A 19,291-nucleotide genomic window follows, 5' to 3' on the forward strand; every position below is an offset into this window, starting at 1 on the left:
TTCCATCCGTTGTGGCGTCGCCGATGCACGAGGCGCAGCGACAGATGGAAAGCGAGTCTATGCATGCATCGCGTTTGCAATCGTCCGAACAAAGGGGGTTTTCGCCTGCTGCTCGCACCTTCGATCCGGCACCGGATTTCTAGAATTGCCCGGCGTCGGCGTGTCTGCGTCGACTCCGGCGCCACCTGTTTTTTTGCCCTTTCCTCACGCTGCCGATGAACCTCCTACAGCTCCGGACCCGCCTGCTGCGCACCGTGCTGCCGACACTGCTGGCGATGGCCGCGTGCATGGCTCCCGCGTGGGCTTCTTCGGCACCCGCGGCCGATGCCGCCGGCACGGCCATCCAGAAATACCTGCAGGTGCAGACCGCCGGCCTGCCGGGCAAGGTCACGATCAGCCTGGAAGGCCGCGGCACCGAGGCGCTGCCGCCCTGCGAGGCGCCCGAGGCCTTCCTGCCGCCGGGCGCCACGCCGTGGGGCCGGGTGTCGGTCGGCGTGCGCTGCCAGACGGAGCGGCCCTGGACGCGCTTCGTGCAGGCGCACGTGTCGGTGGAAGGCAGCTATTTCGTGGCCGCGCGCGCCATCGAGACCGGCCGCCCGCTGGGCGCGGGCGACGTCACCGAGCGCACCGGCGACCTCACGCGGCTGCCGCGCTCCGTCATCACCAGCGCGGCCGAACTGGTCGGGGTGGTGGCGGCCAACCGCATCGGCCCGGGCGCGCCGCTGCGCAAGGAATCGGTGCGCGGGGTGACGGTCATCCAGCAGGGCCAGGCGGTGAAGCTGGTGGCCCAGGGCGAAGGATTCGTGGTCAGCACCGAGGGCAAGGCCCTGAGCGGGGCGAGGGTCGGCGCGGTGGTGCAGGCCAAGACCCGGGAGGGCCGGCTGGTCAGCGGCGTGGCGGACGAGGAGGGGCAGATCCAGCTCGCGCAGTAGCCGCTGGCGCCCGTTTCAACCTTCGTGCACGCAATTCCTAAAGTTCTTGCCAGGGCTGCCGATATACCGGTCAGCCCCTGAGGAATCACCTTGAAAATCGATCAACCCGCCCCTTCGGCCACGCCCCTCCATCGCTCGCCCGCCACGGGCGCGGCCCCGATGACCGGCGCCGACGCGCCCGAGCGCACCAAGGAAGCCAAGGAAGCTGCGCGGCAGGCCTCCGCGCACGTCCATGCGCTGCCCGCGGCCACGGATGGCAGCGATTTCGACGCGGCCCGCGTGGCGGCGATCCGCGAGGACATCCGCGCGGGCCGCTACCAGGTGCGCCCGGAGCGCATCGCCGACGGCCTGCTGGCCAGCGTGCGCGACCTGCTCGACGGCAAGAAGGACGGCCAATGAACGACGCCCAGGCTCTGCTGGCCAGGCTGCGCACGGAAGCGGCCTGCATCGGGGAATTCCTGGCCGTGCTGGACCGGGAGGCCAAGGCCATGTCGGCCGGCGTTTTCACCGATCTCGCGGCCATCGCCAGCGAGAAGACCCGCCTGCTCGACCGCATGGCCGAGCTCGACCGCGAGCGCGAAGCCATGCAGGCGGCCATGGGCTACGAGCCGGGCCGCGCGGGCGCGGACGCCGCTGCGGCGGGCGGCGGCCCCGAACTGCAACAGGCCTGGGCCGAGCTGCTGGTGCTGGCGGTGCAGGCGCGCAGCCACAACCTGCGCAACGGCTCGATGGTGTACGCGCACCTCGATTTCACCCAGCAGGCGCTGCACTTCCTGCAGGCCAGCGCACAGCTCTTCTACGGCCCGGACGGCATCCGCAAGACGCAATCCGGCGGCGGAAGCCGCCTGGCAGTGGGTTGAGCGGCACCGCCGCCGCCCTGCCCTCCAAACCGCATCGAACTATGGACATGAACAACGCTCAAGGCTCGCGCCACGTGGCCATGGTGGGCTGCGACAAGGCCCAGGCGAAGGCCTGGGGCCAGCGCCTGCAGCAGATCGGCTGCACATCGGCGCCATTCGACTCCAGCGCCGATTTCCTGAGCGCCGTGACCAACGGCGCGCCATTCGACCTGCTGCTGGTCGTGCTCAAGGACGAAGGCGCCTGGCCGGTGCTCACCGCCATGTGCAAGGCGCTGCGCATTCCCATCTTCCTGGTGGTCAATGCACTGCAGCGCGACCTGCTGAACGAGGTGCTGGCGGTGACCGGCAACGACTCCCCCGGCGCCGGCATCGACTTCGCGGTGCTGCCGGTCGACGATTTCGAGGTGGAACTGCGCGTGCGCGAGGCGCTGCGCCGCAATGAAACCCTGCTGCACCCACTTTCGGTGAGCGCGCTGTTCGGCAGCTACCACTTCCTCGGCAGCCGCAAGGTGGTGGTGCACCACGGCAGCGAGATCCGGCTGAAGCCGCGCGAGTTCGAACTGGCGCTGCTGCTGTTCCGCAACGCGGGGCGGCTGCTGGAGCGTGAATGGCTGCTGGCCTCGCTGTGGGTCGATTCGCGGATCGAACGCAAGAGCCGCGTGCTCGACTGCTGCGTGGCGAACATCCGCCGCAAGCTGTCGCTCCACAAGGAAAGCGAGTTCGTCCTGCACTCGGTCTATGGACGGGGGTATGAGCTGCGGCACGTGCCGGGATCGGCAGGGTTGCCGGCCATGGCCGACAGCGGCTTTCCGGACACCTCCAACGAGCCCACCTGGCTCGAGGAAACAGAGCGCTCCCGGGCGTAAGCGCGGGGCCTGAAAAGTCGTCCTTGGGTTTTCCCCGCCGACTGGGGACAACTTTGGGGAAAACCAAGGGGATTGCGCGCGGAATCGTTGCCTGGCGTGGCCTGCAACACGGTGCCTGCGAAATGGGCAGCGTGGAAAACTTCGACGTTCGGGCCCGGAAACGGCGCTTTTCCTACACCCGATGAGCGCCGTCTTGAGCGCGGCCCAGCCATTCTTCGAGAAAATATTTCACCCGTGAGCGCACGCGTTCAGGGTCATGTCGGTTCGAAGAAATATTTCTCCGAAGGCAGGCGCTCAATGCCGGGCCATGTGCCGCAAGGGCTTTTTGACAGCCGGCCGAACGAGCGGCATGCGCCCTCGGCCAGACAAAAGAAATGACGACCTCCAGCCTCGAGGAACCGCCGTGAAGGCGGGTGCCGAAGCGACCTCTACCAGCGCCAGAAGACCGTCCTCTGCACTATCGGCGGGGAAACTTAAGCCGACCTGAATCCGAAAGCGGCTTTTTCCTGGGATGGAACAGGCAAAAAAATAGCCCCTTGCGGGGCCATTCTTGGAGGAGAGGGAGGGATTCGAACCCTCGGTACTATCGCTAGTACGCCTGATTTCGAGTCAGGTACATTCGACCACTCTGCCACCTCTCCGGTGCTGTCGAGCCTCTGATTATAGCGGAGAAATTTCCGCTATTTGAAGCCCTGCGCCTCAGGCGCGCAAAACTTCGGCGCCGCCGATGTACGGCCGCAACGCGGCCGGCACGTTGATCGAGCCGTCTTCGTTCTGATGGTTCTCCAGCACGGCCACCAGCGCGCGGCCCACGGCCAAGCCGGAGCCGTTGAGCGTGTGCACGAGTTCGTTCTTGCCCTGCGCGTTCTTGAAGCGGGCCTGCAGGCGCCGCGCCTGGAAGGCTTCGCAGTTGGAGACCGAGCTGATCTCGCGGTAGGTGTCCTGCGCCGGCAGCCAAACTTCCAGGTCGTAGGTCTTGGTGGAGCCGAAGCCCATGTCACCCGTGCACAACAGCACTACACGGTACGGCAGCTCCAAGGCCTGCAGCACGGCTTCGGCGTGCCCCGTCATCTCTTCGAGCGCGTCGTAGCTCTTTTCTGGGTGCACGATCTGCACCATCTCGACCTTGTCGAACTGGTGCTGGCGGATCATGCCGCGCGTGTCGCGGCCGGCGCTGCCGGCTTCGGAGCGGAAGCACGGCGTGTGGGCCGTGACCTTGATCGGCAGTTGCGACTCGGCCACCACCTCGTCGCGCACGAAGTTGGTCAGCGGCACTTCGCTGGTGGGAATGAGGTACAGCGCCGAATGGTCGGGCGCCGGCTCGCCGTCCTGGCCGCCCTTCTTCGCGGCGAACAGGTCGCCCTCGAACTTGGGCAACTGGCCGGTGCCGCTGAGCGTGGCGGCATTGACGATGTAGGGCACGTAGCACTCGGTGTAGCCGTGCTTCTCGGTCTGCATGTCGAGCATGAACTGCGCGAGCGCGCGGTGCAGGCGGGCGATCGGGCCCTTCATCACGGTGAAGCGCGAGCCGGCGAGCTTGGCGCCCATCTCGAAATCGAGGCCCAGCGGCGCGCCCAGGTCGACATGGTCCCTGGCGGCAAAGCCCAGCGGCTTGGCGTTGGCGCCGGCGCCGCCCTGCGGGGCCCAGCGGCGCATTTCGACGTTGCCGGTCTCGTCTTCGCCCAGCGGCACGCTGGCGTGCGGCAGGTTGGGCACGGCGAGCAGCAGGGCCTGCAGCTCGGGCTGGATTTCTTCCAGGCGTTTGGACTGCGATTCCTGCTCGGCCTTGAGCGCGTTGACTTCGGCCATCAGCGCATCCACCGACTCGCCCTTGGCCTTGAGCGGGCCGATCTGCTTGTTCAGCGTGTTGCGGCGCGCCTGGATTTCCTCGGTGCGGGTTTGCAGCGTCTTGCGCTCGGCCTCGAGCGCGGTGAACGCCGACACGTCGAGGTAAGGCTGGTTTTTCTTGCGTTTTTCAAGGCCGGCCACGGCGGAGGCCAGGTCTTTGCGGAGCAGGGTGATGTCGAGCATCGGTCGATTTTAGAGGGCGGCTTGTCAGGCGACGGTGGCGGGGTCGACGTTGGCACCGCAGACGATCAGGCACACCTTCTCGCCTTCGCGCGGCACATAGGCGCCCGTTTGCAGCGCGGCCAGCGGCAGCGCGGCGGCCGGCTCCACGGCGAGCTTGAGTTCCTTCCACAGCCACTGCTGCGCGGCGCGGATGGATTCGTCGGACAGCAGCAGCGCCTGCGCGACCTGCTGCTGCGTGATTTCCCAGGCGATGGCGCCGATGCGGCGCGCGCCGAGCGAATCGGCCGCGATGCCGCCCACTTCGACGTCGACCGGCTCGCCGGCTTCGCGGGCGCGCAACAGGGTCGGCGCCTTCTCGGGCTCCAGCGCCACCACGCGGGCGCGCTTCTCGAACCAGCCGGCGAGGCCGCCGATCAGGCCGCCCCCGCCGACGCTCACGAGCACCGCGTCGGGCAGGCCGCCCTGCGCTTCGATTTCACGGCCCAGCGTGCCTGCGCCGGCCACCACTTCGGGCTGGTCGTAGGCGTGCGTGAGCAAGGCGCCGGACTCCTTCTGGCGCGTGAGGCAGGCCGCCAGCGCATCGGGATAGAGCTGGCCGACGACGACCACTTCGGCGCCCAGCGCGCGCAGGCGCGCACGCTTGGCTTCCGGCGAGACACCCGGCAGGAAAACCTGGCAAGGCACGCCCAGCGCCTGCGCCGCGGCGGCGGTGGCGATGCCGGCATTGCCGCCCGAAGCCACGACCACGCCGCTTTCGGGAATGTCGTTGGCCAGCAGCCGGTTCATCATGCCGCGTGCCTTGAAGCTGCCGCTGACCTGCATGTGCTCGAGCTTGAGCCAGACCTCGGCGCCCGGCGCCGTGACGCCGAAGGCGGCCGCCGGTAGCTTCCACAGCGGCGTCTGGCGCAGGAAATGACCGGCGCGCCCGTCCAGCCTGGCGGCGGCGCTCTCGATTTCGGAGCGCCAGCGGTTCGTGTTCTTGTCGTTCAAGAGATGTGTCCGGGAGGGGGGATGTCGTCGAGCTTGAGGCCCTTGGGGAGCGGAAACTTGATGGTTTCCTCGATGCCGTCCATCTTGCGCACGGACACCGCGCCGAAAGCGCGCACGCGGTCGATCACCTCGCGCACCAGCACCTCGGGGGCCGAGGCGCCGGCGGTGAGGCCGATGCGCGTCTTGCCCTCGAACCACTCGGGCTTGAGCTCTTCGGCGGAGTCGACCATGTAGCTCTCGGTGCCCAGGCGCTGCGCCAGTTCGCGCAGCCGGTTGCTGTTGGAGCTGGTGGGGCTGCCGACCACGATCACCAGGTCGACCTGCGGGCTCATGATCTTGACCGCGTCCTGGCGGTTCTGGGTGGCGTAGCAGATGTCCTGCTGCTTGGGCTCGCGCACGGCCGGAAAGCGCGCGCGCACCGCGGCCGCGATCTCGGCGGCGTCGTCCACGCTCAGCGTGGTCTGGGTGACGACCGCGAGCTTGTCGGTCTGCCCCGGCGAGACCCTGGCCACGTCTTCCACGTCTTCCACCAGGTGGATGCCGCTGGACAGCTGGCCCATCGTGCCCTCGACCTCGGGGTGCCCCTTGTGGCCGATCATGATGAACTCGTAGCCCTCTTTAGCGAGCTTGGCCACCTCGACGTGCACCTTGGTCACCAGCGGGCAGGTGGCGTCGAAGATCTCGAAGCCGCGGTCGCGCGCCTCCTGCTCCACGGCCTTGCTCACGCCGTGCGCGCTGAAGACCAGCGTGGCGCCGGGCGGCACGTCGGACAGTTCCTCGATGAAGATCGCGCCCTTGGCCTTGAGCTCGTTCACCACGTAGGTGTTGTGCACGATCTCGTGGCGCACGTAGATCGGCGCGCCGAACTTGGCGATGGCGCGCTCGACGATCTCGATGGCACGGTCCACGCCCGCGCAGAAGCCGCGCGGCTCGGCCAGGATGACTTCGGAGATGCCTGTGTTCATAGCACGCCGATGAGCTTCACTTCGAAGGTCACGGGCTGGCCGGCCAGCGGATGGTTGAAGTCGAAGCGCACGCCGGTCTCGTTCGATTCGATCACCGCGCCGGCGTAGCTCCCGGTGCCGTCGGGCGTGGGGAACTGCACCACGTCGCCCACGGCGTACTGCTCGTCGGGGTCGCCCATCTGGGCGAGCAGCTTGCGCGCCACCCACTGCTGCATGTCCGGATTGCGCTCGCCGAAGGCCTCGCCGGCGGGGAGCTCGAAGGTGGCGTGGGTGCCCTCTTCCAGGCCCATCAGGCGCTGCTCCATGGCGGGCGAAAGCTCGCCGGTGCCCAGCGACAGGGTCGCCGGCTTGTCGGCGAAAGTGTTGATGATGTCGCCTGCCGGACCGGCCAGCCGGTAGTGCAAGGTCAGGAAGGAGCCGAAAGTCACGACTTGGGACATGGGAGCGGCGGAGGTGGGCAAAGACAAGGTGGGTGTCCCGATAAACTGGACTTCATTTTAAGGACCGGGGCTTCCACCCGGCTCCGCCAAGGTTTCACCCAGGGTTTCATGGCATTCAAGGATCTCCCTCTCGACGCCCGTCCACGCGAAAAGCTCATCTCGCGAGGCGCCGCCGCGCTGGCGGATGCCGAGTTGCTGGCCCTGCTGCTGCGCACCGGCGTGGCGGGCAAGAACGTGCTGCAACTGGCCCAGCAACTGCTCGAGCGCTTCGGCGGCCTGTCGGGCCTGCTGCACACCGGCCCTGACGACCTCAAGGCCGTCAAGGGCATGGGCGGCACCGCCAAGCGCTCCGAGCTGATCGCGGTGCTCGAGCTGGCGCGGCGCGCCATGGGCGAGAAGCTCAAGGAGCGCACGGTGTTCGACTCGCCCGAGGCGGTCAAGCAATACCTGCAGCTGCACATCGGCTCGCGCCCGCACGAGGTGTTCGTGGTCGTCTTCCTCGACGTGCAGCACCGCCTCATCATGCTGGAAGAAATGTTCCGCGGCACGCTCACGCAGACCAGCGTCTACCCGCGCGAAGTGGTCACGCGCGCCATCCACCACCAGGCCGCGGCCGTGGTGCTGGCCCACAACCATCCCAGCGGCGCCATCGAGCCGTCGCGCGCCGACGAATCGCTCACGCAGACGCTGCGCGCCGCGCTCGCGCTGGTCGACGTGCGCGTGCTCGACCACGTCATCGTGAGCCCCGGCCAGAGCTTCTCGATGGCCGAGAAAGGACTGCTCTGATGCCCCAGCGTTCAACCGCGCTCAAGAACCTCGCCGACCTCAAGCAGGTGCAGCGCGTGCTCGCCGAAACCCGCGAGCGCGAAGCGGCCGAGGCGGCCGCGAAGGCCGCCGCCGAACGCAAGCGCGCCGCCGAGAAAGACCTGTTCGCCCGCGCCATCGGCGCCACCGAACCGCTGCGCCGCAAGGCGGCAGTGCCGCTCGCGCCGGAACCGCCGGCCCCCATCCCGGTGCAGCACCAGCTCGACGAGCAGCGCGTGCTGCGCGAATCGCTGTCCGACGAGTTCGACGTGACCACGCTGCTCGACGTGGACGACGCCATGAGCTTTCGCCGTCCCGGCATCGGCACCGACGTGACGGCGCGGCTGCGCAAGGGCGACTGGTCCATCCAGGCCCAGGTCGACCTGCACGGCCTGCGCAGCGACGAGGCGCGCGAAGCGCTCGGTGGCTTCATCCGCAATGCCCACAAGCAGGGTCTGCGCTGTGTACGCGTGGTGCACGGCAAGGGCCTGGGCTCGCCGGGCAGGCAGCCCGTGCTCAAGACCAAGACGCAGCGCTGGCTGATCCAGAAGAACGAAGTGATCGCCTTCGTGCAGGCGAAGCCGGCGGAGGGCGGCGCCGGGGCGCTGGTGGTACTGCTGGCGCCCGCGCGGCGCTGAGCCACGCGGACGCCGGCCCGGTTTCGGTCAGTTGTTCAGGTCGAGCTTGTAGCGCGATTGACCCTTGCCGCCGCCGTCGTCCGCGGCCAGCAGCGAAATGTTGGCCAGTCCCGCGGCCGTGGCCGCGCCCAGTTGATTCGGCGCCGAAGAGAAGACCACGTTGCCCGCCGTCGCGACCTTGGTGAAGGCCCAGCTGCGCGCTGAACCGTTGGCTGCGCGCGTGATGGTCTTCTTGGCCTTGATGTAGTCGATCAGCACGTCGCGGTTCGCGTCGGGCGACGGGTAGATCGTCGCGCGGCCGTCCAGCGCGGGGATGAAGCTCGCGCCGCTGGTCGCACGGTAGTTGTTCGTCGCGATGACGAAGTCCTTCGCCGGGTCCATCGGCGCGCCCATGTACATCAGGTTCTTGACCCGGCTGCCCACCGCCTGGGTCACGTCGATCTCGTACTGCACATCCGGCGTGGTGAACATGTCGAAGTTGTAGCCCGGGAAGGTGCTGATCAGCTGCTGGTCCGTCGCCAGTGCCGGATCGATCCGGTTGAAGCGCTTGGCGGCGGCTTCGAGCCAGCCCTTGATCTCGGCGCCCGTCACCTTCACCGCATACACCGTGTTGGGGTAGAGGTACAGGTCGGCCGCGTTGTTGATCGCCACGTTGCCGGCGGCCACGTCCGTGTAGTCGCGGGCGCCTTCATAGCCCGACTTGAAGGGCGCGCTCACCGACAGCACCGGCAGGCTCGCGTACTGCGGCAGGTTGGCCGCGATGTAGTTCTTCACGTAGTCGGCCTGCGCCTGGTTCACGATCTGGATCGCGCCGGGGTCGCCCACGTCCGCGAAGTAGGTGCTCATCTGGAAGTCGGTGGTGCCGATGGGCGTCTTCACGTAGGCGATGGTGGCCTGGTGCTGCGTTTCGACCAGCGGCGCGACGCTCGGGTCGGCATCGGCGTAGATCGCCTTGCCCGCGCCGTCCTTGCCGGTCTGCGTGGAGCGCGCCTCGACGAAGGTCCTGGTCTTGTCCACGCCCCATGCCTTGCCGTCGTACACCAGGTCGAGCCTGATCAGGCCCAGCGCCTTGCCCCACGAGCTGGCCATCACGGCCGGCACGCCGTTGACGGTGCCTGCGGCGTTGTCCACGCCGGCCTGCGTGTAGCCCGGCTTCGCGCTGCGATCGGGGAACGTGCCATGCTGGTGGCCCATCATCAGAGCGTCGATGCCCGCCACCTTCGACAGGTAGAGGCCGGGGCTTTCCATCGTCGGCGAGTACGGCGATGCATCGAGGCCGCCGTGCTGCAGCGCGACCACGATGTCGGCGCCCTTGGCGCGCAGTTCGGGGATGTATTTGGTGGCGGCTTCGACGGCGCCTTCGGTGCGCACCTTGCCTTCGAGGAAGCGCTTGTCCCAGTTCAGGATGCCGGGCGTGGTGAAGCCGATCACGCCGACCTTCACCGGCACGGTCACGGTCTTGCCGTCGGGCGCCATGGCGGTGAACTGCCTGGTCACGATGGTGTACGGCGCGAGCAGCGGCTTGCCGCTCTTCACGCTCTGCACGTTGGCCAGCACCATGGGGAAAGCCGGGCCTGCGCACTTCTTGCTGCCGTCCACGCCTTCGACGTCGAGGCCGCCGCCGATCACCTGGTTGAGGAAATCGAGGCCGTAGTTGAACTCGTGGTTGCCCAGCGTGCCGGCGTCGTAGCCGGTGGCGTTCATGGCCTTGTAGATCGACAGCGGCTGCGTGCACGGAACGCGGCTCACCAGGGCTTCGTAGTCGGCCAGCGCCGTGCCCTGGATGGTGTCGCCGTTGTCGAACAGCATCGTGTTCGGGAATTCCTTGCGCGCCGCGTTGATCAGCGTGGCGGTGCGCTCGTAGCCGTACGACTTGTCTTCGGCGAGCTTGAAGTAGTCGTAGCTGCGCACGTTGGCGTGCAGGTCGGTGGTCTCCAGCAAGGCGACCGTGGCGCGCGTGCCCTTGGCAACGGGTGCCGGCGTGGTGTCGGTCGCGGGCGTGGACGCGACCGGGGGAAACACGGTGCCGCCACCGCCGCTGCCGCCGCCACAGGCGGTCAGCACGGCGGCGATCACGGCGGCACAGGTGGACATGGGGGCAAGGCGCAATAGCGACGCGGCCGCTGCGTTTTTCATCGAGAACTCCCTCTGCAGTATTGGAGAAGGAAGCAGTCTCTGAAAGCGCAATGACAGGCTGGTGAACCCGGCCTGACTTGCGGCGCAATTACGACAGGTGGTTTTTCAGGGGAATCGAAGCATCGGCAATCACCGCCGGATCGGGGCTGCGGCCCGCTTCGAGCAGCTTGCGGCTCATCATGTGGTCGACCGGTGCGTTGACCGATTCGACGCACACCAGATGCCCATCGACATAGTGGAAGAGCGAGAACGCATTGGGGTTCGCGCCCGTTCCGGGACGGCGCACGCTGGTCAGTCCCGCCGTGCCTTCTGCCGGCATCAGGCCCACCATCTGCAGCCGCATGCTGCCCTGGTCAGACCAGAACCACGCCACCGCGTCGTGGTCGCGTGCCGCGCCGGTCAGCGTGGCGACTGCCGTGCGCGCCTGGTCGTTCGCGTTCTGCACCGACTCGAGCCGCAATGCGCGGCCCGCGCGGCGATCGGGGAAGCGCGTGCAGTCACCCACGGCCAGCACGCCGGCGGCGCTGGTCTGCATCTGTGCGTCGACCACGATGCCGTCGGCGCACTCGATGCCGGCCGCCTGCGCGAGCGCGGTCTCGGGCACGGCGCCGATGCCCAGCAGCAGCAGGTCGACCGGCTGCTTCACGCCGTTGACCTGCACCGACACCAGCCGGTCGCCTTCGACCTCGAACGCGCCCGTCTGCGCACCAAGCACGATGTCGATGCCTGCCGCGCGATGCGTGGCCAGCACGTGTGCCGACAGCTCGGGCGACACCGCGCGGCCCAGCAGGCGCGGCGCGCTCTCGATCACCTGCACCGACTTGCCCAGTGCCTTGGCCGTTGCCGCCACTTCGAGCCCGATGAAACCGCCGCCCAGCACCGTGACCGTGTCGGCCGATGCGAGCCGGGTGCGCAGGCGATGCGCCTCGTCCGCGGCGCGCAGGCTGGCGACGTTCTCCAGGCCCGGCTTCAGGTCGGGCATCTGGCGCGCGCGCGTGCCGGTGGCCAGCACCAGCCGCTCCCAAGGCAGCACGGCGCCCGAACGCAGCGTGACGGTGTGCGCCTCGCGGTCGATGGCCACGGCCGCGTCGCCCAGGTGCAGCGTGATGCCCGCTTCGCGGTACCAGTCGGCAGCCTTGTGCGGCTGCGTGGTTTCCTCGGCGCTCTTGAGGAAGGCCTTGGACAGCGGCGGACGGTGATAGGGCTCGCAGGCCTCTTCGCAGACCAGGTGCACACGCGCGCCCTGCCCCGCTTCAGCCAGGCCGGCACAGAGCTGGGCCGCGGCGTGGCCGCCGCCGATGATGACGATGGAGTTCATGAAGTGATTTCTTTCGATTCGGTGTTATGTCGTACGGCCGTTGCTGTCTCTTCAAGGAACACCGAGGAACCGGCTTTGCCGGGCCTCCGGTGTTGCCCCCGGCAGGGGGTTGGCGAAGCGACACGAAGTGCGCGAAGCCTGGGGGCGAGCCCTATTCCCCACGGTTGCGCATCCAGTCGGCGGTCTTGAAGAAGGAATCGCGAAGGCGGGCGCGCAGGTCTTCCGGCACGCCCGTCTCGCCCATGGCCTGGTCCATGCAGGCCAGCCACTGGTCGCGTTCCTTGATGCCGATGGTGTGGCCGCCGATGCTCTGCGGCAGGTGGCGCGCGCGCAGCATCGGGTGGCCGAAGCGGTCGGTGTAGTGCCGCGGGCCGCCGAGCCATCCGCACAGGAACCAGAACAGGCGCTGGCGTGCGTTGTCGAGGCTGGTGCCGTGCACCGCGCGCAGTTGCGCGTAGGCGGGCTCGAGGTCCATCAGGTCGTAGAAGCGCTCGACCAGCGCCTCCACCTTCGGCTCGCCGCCGATCCAGTCGAACGGCGTGCCGGCGGGCGGCTTTTCTTGAATCTGCATGGGCGCAAGTATCCGTGCCGCAGGTGCTCAGGCCTGCACGAGGTTCGGAATGCCCACGTCGGGGTTCACGTCGGCCTCGTAGTCCACGCCTTCCACCCCGAAGCCGAAGAGCCGCAGGAACTCGGCCTTGTAGCCCGCGAAATCGCTGATGGTGTTCAGGTTCTCGTCGGTCACCTGCGGCCAGAGTTCGAGCACGCGGGCCTGCACCTGCGGCGCCAGTTCCTTGTAGTCGGCGCGCAGGCGGCCTTCGTCGTCGATGTGCGGTGCGCTGCCGTAGAGGCTGTCGGCGTAGAGGCCGTGCACCTGCTCGATGCAGCCCTCGTGCGTGCCCTGCGCCTTCATCACCTTGAACAGCAGCGACAGGTACAGCGGCATCATCGGAATCGCCGAGCTGGCCTGCGTGACGACCGCCTTCAGCACCGACACGCGCGCGTCGCCGCCCTTCGCGGCCAGCGTCTCGCGAATGCCCAGCACCTTCTGGTCGAGGTCTTTCTTGGCCGCGCCGATGGAGCCGTTCCAGTAGATGTCGTGCGTGATCTGCTCGCCCAGGTAGGTGAAGGCGGTGGTCCTGGCGCCGTCGGCCAGCACGCCGGCCTGCTGCAGGGCGTCGATCCACATCTGCCAGTCTTCACCGCCCATCACGGCCACGGTGTTGTCGATCTCTTCCTGCGTCGCGGGCTCGAGCACCGATTCCTTCACGGTGCCGCTGTCGGTGTCGAGCCCGCGCAGGGTCACCGGCTTGCCGATGGGCTTGAGCACCGAGTTGAAGACCTGGCCGGTCTTCGGATGCGTGCGGCGCGGCGCGGCCAGGCTGTAGACCACGAGGTCGACCTGCCCCAGGTCGGCACGGATGGCGTCGATGGTCAACTGCTTCACCTCGTCGGAGAAGCCGTCGCCGTTGATGCTCTTCGCATAGCGCCCCTCGGCCTCGGCGGCGCGATGGAAGGCGGCGGTGTTGTACCAGCCGGGCGAGCCGGGGCGGTTCTCGCTGCCCGCGCGCTCGAAGAACACGCCGAGCGTGTCGGCGCCGCAGCCGAAGGCGGCGGTGATGCGCGCGGCCAGGCCATAGCCGGTGGACGCGCCGATGACCAGCACCTTCTTCGGGCCGCCCGCGATGGGAGGCCGGGCCTTGACGTAGTCGATCTGTTGCCGGACGTTGGCTTCGCAACCCGTCGGATGGGTCGTCACGCAGATGAAGCCGCGCACACGCGGTTTGATGATCATGGAGAACTCGCTGGATGGGATATCTGGAAAGAGCGGCCGGGGCATGCCTGGGGGAGAGCACGCTTTCGTTCGCGACCGGCCGGTCGGCGACGTGAATTTAACCCAGCGCGAAAGCCGCACCTTCAGCAGCCTCACAGGCATGCACAGGCCGGCGTGCCACTCATAGCCCCGCGCACATGTCGATATATGAATTGACCATTTAATGATCCAAGGTTTTATTGATATGGTCTCGCCCTGCTTTCCCTGAAGGAGAAGAACATGCGCTTGAACCTGATTGCCGCGGCAGTTGCCGCTTCCGCCCTGCTGCTCGGCACCGTCGCACACGCCGACCAGCTGGCCGACATCAAGAAGAAGGGCGAACTGGTCGTCGGCGTGCTCGGCACCGACGAGCCGGCGACCTTCATCGATCCGAAGACGCGCCAGATCGTCGGCTACGAGGTCGACCTGGTGAACGCCATCGCAAAGAAGATCGGCGTGAAGCCGGTGCTCAAGCAGATCGCGGTGGCCGCGCGCATTCCGGAACTGCAGCAGGGGCACGTCGACCTGGTGGCCGCAGGCCTCACGCACAACAAGGAGCGCGAGGCGCAGATCGACTTCTCGCTCACCACCTTCGTCACCGGCCAGAAGGCCATCGTGAAGAAGGACAGCGGCATCACCGACGTGCCGCAGCTCGCCGGCAAGAAGGTGCTGACCATCCGCGGCGGCACGCAGGAGCCGAACATCCGCAAGGCCGTGCCCAACGTCGAGGTGGTCACCTTCGACACCAGCCAGCAGGCCTTCCAGGCGCTGCAGCAGGGCAAGGGCGTGGGCTATGTGGACGACGAAGCCGCGCTGCTGCGCAGCTACGCCAAGCTGGGCCCGCAGAAGGCGCAGTACGTGGTGCTCAAGCAGAACCTGAGCACCGAGGCACTGGCCATCGGCATCAAGAAGGGCGAGGCCGGCCTGAAGACGGTGGTGGACGACACGCTGCGCGAGCTCGAGAAGTCCGGCGAGGCCGAGAAGATCTTCATCAAGTGGTATGGCCCGAACACGGCGTCGGGCTTCCAGACGCGCGACTTCAAGCTCGACAGCGACAAGATCGACTGAGCCTGTCTTTCTCCTTCCCCCGCCGGGGGAAGGCCGGGATGGGGGCGCGTGGCCCCGCCCGCTCGCGACGGTGATACTGTCGCCCCTCATGCCCCTGTTCGACTATTCCTTGCTGCTCACCGGCAAGTACCACGACATGCTGGTCGCGGGCCTGCTGCTGTCGCTGCAGCTGCTCGCTGCCGCGCTGGTGCTGGCCCTGCCCATCGCGCTGGTGGTGGCGCTGCTGCGGCTGTCGCCCTTCGCGCCGCTGCGCTGGCTCGGCTTTGCGTACGTGGAGTCGATCCGCAACATCCCGCTGCTCGCGCACATGCTGTTCTGGTATTTCGGCGCGCCCGAGCTGCTGCCCGAGAGCATCAAGCAATGGCTCTATGCGGGGCACATCGAGGCCTTCAGCGCGGTGATCGCGCTGGCCCTGTACACGGCGGCCTTCATGGCCGAGGACATCCGCAGCGGCATCCGCGCGATTCCGCTGGTGCAGTTCGAAGCCGGGCGCGCGATGGGCTTCAGCTACCTGGCCACCATGCGCCGCGTGGTGCTGCCGCAGGCGCTGCGCGTGACCGTTCCGCCGCTCATCTCGCAGACGCTGAGCCTGTGGAAGAACACTTCCATCGCCACCGTGATCGGCGTGGCCGAGCTGATGTACCAGGCCGGCCAGGTCGAGAGCGCGACCTTCCGCAGCTTCGAGTCGTTCGCGTTCGCGAGCGCGGCGTACCTCACCGTGTCGCTGGCCATCACCGGGCTGGCGACCTGGTACCACCACCGCTATCCGGTGCGGACGATATGAAGCACTCCCCCAGGCTGCGCGCACTTCGTGTCGCTTCTCCTACCCCCTCGCCGGGGGCAACACCGGCGGCCCGGCAAAGCCGATTCCGCGGTGTTTTCGGCCTCGGCCGTGCCGGTTCCGTGCATCGCGAGCCATGTGAAGCGGGAGCTGAGCGCTGATGCTTCAGATCATCAACGACTACTGGGTCTACTTCCTCATCGGGCAGTACCCGAACGGCCCGCTCGGCGGGCTGGTGCTCACGCTGCTGCTGGCCTCCTGCGGGCTGGTGCTCGCGCTGCCGCTGGGCATCGTGCTCGGCCTGGCGCGCGTGAGCCCGTGGCGATGGCTGCGCTGGCCGGTCACGGGCTTCGTGTTCGTGGTGCGCGGGCTGCCGCTCCTGATGGTGATCTTCTGGGCCTACTTCTTCCTGCCCAGCGTCACCGGCGTGAAGACCGACCAGTTCACCACCATGCTGATCGCGCTGGTGGTGTTCGACGCCGCCTATCTCGCCGAGATCGTGCGCGCCGGCATCCAGGGCCTGCCGCGCGGGCAGATGGAAACCGCCCGCGCGCTCGGCCTGGGCTACGGCCGCGCGATGCGGCTGGTGGTGCTGCCGCAGGCGCTGCGCAGCATGCTGCCTTCGCTGGTGAACCAGTTCGTCTCGACCATCAAGGAAACCTCGCTGGGCTACATCATCGGGCTGGCCGAGGTGTCGTTCATCGCGACGCAGATCAACACGCAGGTGTTCACCAAGCCCGCGCAGATCTACCTGATATTGGGCGGTACGTATTTCATTCTCTGCTTCGGCCTGTCGCGCTTCGCCTACTGGCTCGAACGCCGGCTCGCGCGCCGCGGCATCTCCACAGCCACCGCCAAGGTGTCCGCATGATCGAACTCGAAAAAGTCAACAAGTGGTACGGCAGCTACCACGCGCTGGTCGACGTGACCGAGACCATCCGCAAGGGCGAAGTCGTCGTGGTGTGCGGGCCATCGGGCTCGGGCAAGTCGACGCTGATCCGCACCTTCAACCGGCTGGAGCCGATCCAGTCGGGCCGCATCGTGGTCGACGGGCAGGACATCCACGCGCCGGGCCTGGACGTGAACGCCTTCCGCTCGCGCATCGGCTTCGTCTTTCAGCAGTTCAACCTGTTCCCGCATCTCACGGTGCTGCAGAACTGCACGATGGCGCCCATGCAGCTGCGCGGCCTCACGCGCAAGGAAGCCGACGAGCGCGCGATGGCGCTGCTGCACCGCGTGGGCCTGTCGAACAAGGCCGACGCATGGCCGAGCGAGCTGTCCGGCGGCCAGCAGCAGCGCGTGGCCATTGCGCGCGCGCTGGCCATGCAGCCGCCGCTGATGCTGTTCGACGAGCCCACCAGCGCGCTCGATCCCGAGATGGTCGGCGAGGTGCTGCTGGTGATGCGCGACCTCACGCGCGACGGCATGACGATGGTCTGCGTGACGCACGAGATGGGTTTCGCGCGCGAGGTGGCCGACCGCGTGCTGTTCATGGACGAAGGCAAGGTGCTGGAACGCGCCACGCCCGACGACTTCTTCAACCGCCCGCAGCATCCGCGCGCGCAGCAGTTCCTGTCCGACATCCGATCCCCTTTCTCGAGAGACGCATGACCGACGCATCGCTCCCCCTCATCGACGTTTCGGCGCTCGTTGCCGGCTCCGTCGGGCGCGAGGCCGTCGCCTCGCAGATCGGCGCCGCCTGCCGCGCCCACGGCTTCTTCTACGTGACCGGCCACGGCGTCGACCCCGCGCTGGTGCGGCGGCTCGAAGACCTGAGCCACCGATTCTTCGCGCTGCCCGAGGAAACCAAGATGAAGTGGCGCATGGCCCTGGGCGGCCGCGCATGGCGCGGCTACTTTCCGCTCGGCGGCGAGCTGACCTCAGGCCGGCCGGACTGGAAGGAAGGCCTCTACCTGGGCACCGAGCTGCCCGCCACGCACCCGCTGGTGCTGGCGAAGACGCCGGTGCACGGGCCCAACCTGTTCCCCGATGTGCCGGGTTTTCGCGAAACCATCCTCGACTACATGGCGGCCGTCACGCAGCTGGGCCACCGGCTCATGGAAGGCATCGCGCTGAGCCTGGGCCTGCCGGCCGGCTACTTCGCCGAGCGCTACACGGGCGATCCGCTGATCCTGTTCCGCCTGTTCAACTATCCGTCGCAGCCAGTGCCCGAAGGCCTGGACGTGCAATGGGGCGTCGGCGAGCACACCGACTACGGGCTGCTCACGATCCTGCACCAGGACCACATCGGCGGGCTCGCGGTGCATACGCCCGGCGGCTGGATCGACGCGCCGCCGGTTGCGGGCTCGTTCGTCTGCAACATCGGCGACATGCTCGACCGCATGACCGGCGGGCTCTACAAGTCGACGCCGCACCGCGTGAAGCGCAACACCTCGGGGCACGACCGGCTGTCGTTTCCGCTGTTCTTCGACCCGAACTTCGAGGCGCGCGTGCAGCGCATCGAGGGCCTGGCGGGCGCCGAGGCACGCGACGACAGCGCCGAGCGCTGGGACCGCGCCAATGTGCACGCCTTCAGCGGGCGCTACGGCGACTACCTGCTGGCGAAGGTGTCGAAGGTGTTCCCGCAACTGCGCGACGAAGTTCTCTGAACGGCCGGCGACGGCTCGTCGAGGAAGGCGTCTTCCCAGCGCTCGATGTCGGCGTCGGGGTCGGAAATGGGCACGAGCTTGTCGCTGCGGCAATAGAAGGTCCAGCCCTCGAACAGCACGTCGTAGTACGTGCCGGGCAGGTAGCGCTCGCTCGGCGCTTCGTAGGGCGGCGAAACCACTTCCACGATCCGGCCCACCGCACGCTCGGTGAAGGGCGACGCCAGGCAGCTGTCGACCACATGGCAGAGCGTGCCGATCTTGATCATGCGGGTTGCTTTCCCTGCGTCCCGGCCGGCGACGGAAACCAGCGCGGCAGGTGCGGCACCGCGTCGTGCAGCGACTCGAGCACATGGAACGCCCGGCCGGTGATGGCCTTGGGCGGATGCTTGAGGTCGGGCACCACCACGACCCGCAGCCCCGCCGCCAGCGCCGCCTTGGCGCCGTTCTCGCTGTCCTCGAAGGCGATGCACTCCGACGGATCGACGCCCAGCCGCTCGGCTGCCAGCAGGTAGAGCGCCGGATCGGGCTTGGCGCGCGCCACCTCGTCGCCGCCCGCGAAGGCCGAGAAATGGTGCAGCAGGCCCAAGCTGCCGAGGCAGGCCTGGATCTGCCCGCTGGTCGACGACGAAGCCACGGCGCAGCGCGTGCCGCGCTCACCCAGCGCAGCCAGGAACTCGGCCGCGCCGGGCTTGACGGGAAACAACGGCGTGCCGTCGGAGCGCTCAAGCTGCAGGCGCTGGCGCACATGGGCCGCGGCGTGGTCGTAGGCGTCCGGCCCGCCCAGCAGCGACGCGAGGATGTGCTGCGACTCGGTCATGGCCAGCCCCACCACCTGCAGGTACTGGCTGTGCGAAAGCTCGATGTCGAGCGTGCGGGCGGCCTCGATCCAGGCGGCCATGATGGGGCGCTCCGAATCGATCAGCAGCCCGTCCATGTCGAAAATTGCGGCGGCGAACATCGGGGCATCCTAATGAAAAAGGGGCCGACACGGCCCCTTTGGAAGAAACAACCGCTGCGCGCGCTGCGGTTCGGCGACTTGG

General features: G+C 67.9%; 21 protein-coding genes and 1 tRNA gene. 11 read left to right on the forward strand and 11 right to left on the reverse strand.

Annotation, left to right across the window (positions count from 1 at the left end):
* Positions 1-215: 215 nt before the first annotated feature.
* From flgA to WIX39_RS24805, 4 genes are all read left to right on the forward strand, one after another.
* Entirely contained in the window at positions 216-932 is a 717-nt protein-coding gene (gene flgA / locus WIX39_RS24790) for a flagellar basal body P-ring formation chaperone FlgA (RefSeq protein WP_081265905.1), read from the forward strand.
* Positions 933-1,022: 90 nt separating this feature from the next.
* On the forward strand, positions 1,023-1,331 hold the full coding sequence (gene flgM, locus WIX39_RS24795; protein ID WP_081265906.1) for a flagellar biosynthesis anti-sigma factor FlgM: 309 nt from the start codon (positions 1,023-1,025) through the stop codon (positions 1,329-1,331).
* Positions 1,328-1,792 carry a flagella synthesis protein FlgN gene (locus tag WIX39_RS24800; RefSeq protein ID WP_081265907.1) on the forward strand — a complete coding sequence of 155 codons (465 nt, stop codon included), beginning with the start codon at positions 1,328-1,330 and terminating at the stop codon, positions 1,790-1,792. The genes flgM and WIX39_RS24800 overlap by 4 nt, the downstream gene beginning before the upstream one ends.
* Before the next feature lie 47 nt (positions 1,793-1,839).
* Positions 1,840-2,658: a winged helix-turn-helix domain-containing protein gene (locus tag WIX39_RS24805; RefSeq protein WP_409196098.1), complete on the forward strand. Its 819-nt coding sequence runs from the start codon at positions 1,840-1,842 to the stop codon at positions 2,656-2,658.
* A gap of 551 nt (positions 2,659-3,209) precedes the next feature.
* On the opposite strand, the gene WIX39_RS24810 is transcribed toward WIX39_RS24805, so the two are convergent.
* The 5 genes from WIX39_RS24810 to WIX39_RS24830 all read right to left on the reverse strand — a co-directional run bounded on the left by WIX39_RS24810 (position 3,210) and on the right by WIX39_RS24830 (position 7,084).
* A tRNA-Ser gene (locus WIX39_RS24810) sits at positions 3,210-3,299 on the reverse strand.
* A 58-nt stretch (positions 3,300-3,357) separates the two neighbouring features.
* Positions 3,358-4,689: a serine--tRNA ligase gene (gene serS / locus WIX39_RS24815; RefSeq protein WP_409196099.1), complete on the reverse strand. Its 1,332-nt coding sequence runs from the start codon at positions 4,687-4,689 to the stop codon at positions 3,358-3,360.
* Between the two features lie 24 nt (positions 4,690-4,713).
* The gene (locus WIX39_RS24820) at positions 4,714-5,679 is read right to left on the reverse strand and encodes a threonine/serine dehydratase (RefSeq protein ID WP_409196100.1); all 966 of its coding nucleotides are present in this window, start codon (positions 5,677-5,679) and stop codon (positions 4,714-4,716) included.
* A complete protein-coding gene (gene ispH, locus WIX39_RS24825; RefSeq protein WP_081265913.1) occupies positions 5,676-6,644 on the reverse strand; it encodes a 4-hydroxy-3-methylbut-2-enyl diphosphate reductase in 969 nt (322 codons plus the stop codon). The genes WIX39_RS24820 and ispH overlap by 4 nt, the downstream gene beginning before the upstream one ends.
* The gene (locus WIX39_RS24830) at positions 6,641-7,084 is read right to left on the reverse strand and encodes an FKBP-type peptidyl-prolyl cis-trans isomerase (RefSeq protein WP_081265914.1); all 444 of its coding nucleotides are present in this window, start codon (positions 7,082-7,084) and stop codon (positions 6,641-6,643) included. The genes ispH and WIX39_RS24830 overlap by 4 nt, the downstream gene beginning before the upstream one ends.
* A 108-nt stretch (positions 7,085-7,192) precedes the next feature.
* On the opposite strand from WIX39_RS24830, the gene radC reads away from it, so the two are divergent.
* Together radC and WIX39_RS24840 are read left to right on the forward strand one after the other, a co-directional pair.
* Positions 7,193-7,870 (forward strand): RadC family protein, encoded by a 678-nt coding sequence (gene radC, locus WIX39_RS24835; RefSeq protein WP_106937107.1) that lies wholly within the window; start codon positions 7,193-7,195, stop codon positions 7,868-7,870.
* Positions 7,870-8,526 carry a Smr/MutS family protein gene (locus WIX39_RS24840; protein ID WP_081265916.1) on the forward strand — a complete coding sequence of 219 codons (657 nt, stop codon included), beginning with the start codon at positions 7,870-7,872 and terminating at the stop codon, positions 8,524-8,526. The genes radC and WIX39_RS24840 overlap by 1 nt, the downstream gene beginning before the upstream one ends.
* Before the next feature lie 27 nt (positions 8,527-8,553).
* On the opposite strand, the gene WIX39_RS24845 is transcribed toward WIX39_RS24840, so the two are convergent.
* From WIX39_RS24845 to fabV, 4 genes are all read right to left on the reverse strand, one after another.
* Positions 8,554-10,620, reverse strand: coding sequence for a bifunctional 2',3'-cyclic-nucleotide 2'-phosphodiesterase/3'-nucleotidase (locus WIX39_RS24845; protein ID WP_106937106.1), 2,067 nt, complete (start codon positions 10,618-10,620; stop codon positions 8,554-8,556).
* A gap of 130 nt (positions 10,621-10,750) precedes the next feature.
* Complete coding sequence (locus WIX39_RS24850; protein WP_409196101.1) at positions 10,751-11,980, reverse strand: NAD(P)/FAD-dependent oxidoreductase; 1,230 nt, start codon at positions 11,978-11,980, stop codon at positions 10,751-10,753.
* A gap of 151 nt (positions 11,981-12,131) precedes the next feature.
* The gene (locus tag WIX39_RS24855) at positions 12,132-12,551 is read right to left on the reverse strand and encodes a group II truncated hemoglobin (protein WP_409196102.1); all 420 of its coding nucleotides are present in this window, start codon (positions 12,549-12,551) and stop codon (positions 12,132-12,134) included.
* 27 nt (positions 12,552-12,578) lie between these two features.
* Complete coding sequence (fabV, locus tag WIX39_RS24860; RefSeq protein WP_409196103.1) at positions 12,579-13,775, reverse strand: enoyl-ACP reductase FabV; 1,197 nt, start codon at positions 13,773-13,775, stop codon at positions 12,579-12,581.
* Between the two features lie 258 nt (positions 13,776-14,033).
* Between fabV and WIX39_RS24865 the strand changes: the two genes are divergently transcribed.
* The 5 genes from WIX39_RS24865 to WIX39_RS24885 all read left to right on the forward strand — a co-directional run bounded on the left by WIX39_RS24865 (position 14,034) and on the right by WIX39_RS24885 (position 18,251).
* Positions 14,034-14,861: an ABC transporter substrate-binding protein gene (locus tag WIX39_RS24865; RefSeq protein WP_081265920.1), complete on the forward strand. Its 828-nt coding sequence runs from the start codon at positions 14,034-14,036 to the stop codon at positions 14,859-14,861.
* An 88-nt stretch (positions 14,862-14,949) separates the two neighbouring features.
* Positions 14,950-15,645, forward strand: a complete 696-nt coding sequence (locus WIX39_RS24870; RefSeq protein WP_409196104.1) for an amino acid ABC transporter permease — start codon at positions 14,950-14,952, stop codon at positions 15,643-15,645.
* Positions 15,646-15,802: 157 nt separating this feature from the next.
* The gene (locus WIX39_RS24875; RefSeq protein WP_081265922.1) at positions 15,803-16,513 is read left to right on the forward strand and encodes an amino acid ABC transporter permease; all 711 of its coding nucleotides are present in this window, start codon (positions 15,803-15,805) and stop codon (positions 16,511-16,513) included.
* The gene (locus WIX39_RS24880) at positions 16,510-17,253 is read left to right on the forward strand and encodes an amino acid ABC transporter ATP-binding protein (protein WP_409196105.1); all 744 of its coding nucleotides are present in this window, start codon (positions 16,510-16,512) and stop codon (positions 17,251-17,253) included. Before WIX39_RS24875 ends, WIX39_RS24880 begins: the two co-directional genes overlap by 4 nt.
* A complete protein-coding gene (locus WIX39_RS24885; RefSeq protein WP_409196106.1) occupies positions 17,250-18,251 on the forward strand; it encodes an isopenicillin N synthase family dioxygenase in 1,002 nt (333 codons plus the stop codon). The genes WIX39_RS24880 and WIX39_RS24885 overlap by 4 nt, the downstream gene beginning before the upstream one ends.
* On the opposite strand, the gene WIX39_RS24890 is transcribed toward WIX39_RS24885, so the two are convergent.
* A complete protein-coding gene (locus WIX39_RS24890; RefSeq protein ID WP_409196107.1) occupies positions 18,194-18,517 on the reverse strand; it encodes a hypothetical protein in 324 nt (107 codons plus the stop codon). The two genes, WIX39_RS24885 and WIX39_RS24890, sit on opposite strands and share 58 nt — an antisense overlap.
* A complete protein-coding gene (locus tag WIX39_RS24895; protein WP_409196108.1) occupies positions 18,514-19,209 on the reverse strand; it encodes an HAD family hydrolase in 696 nt (231 codons plus the stop codon). The genes WIX39_RS24890 and WIX39_RS24895 overlap by 4 nt, the downstream gene beginning before the upstream one ends.
* Between the last annotated feature and the right edge of the window lie 82 nt (positions 19,210-19,291).

The sequence above is a fragment of the Variovorax sp. AB1(2024) genome, assembly GCF_037482385.2.
In the GTDB taxonomy this organism is placed as follows: Bacteria; Pseudomonadota; Gammaproteobacteria; order Burkholderiales; family Burkholderiaceae_C; genus Variovorax.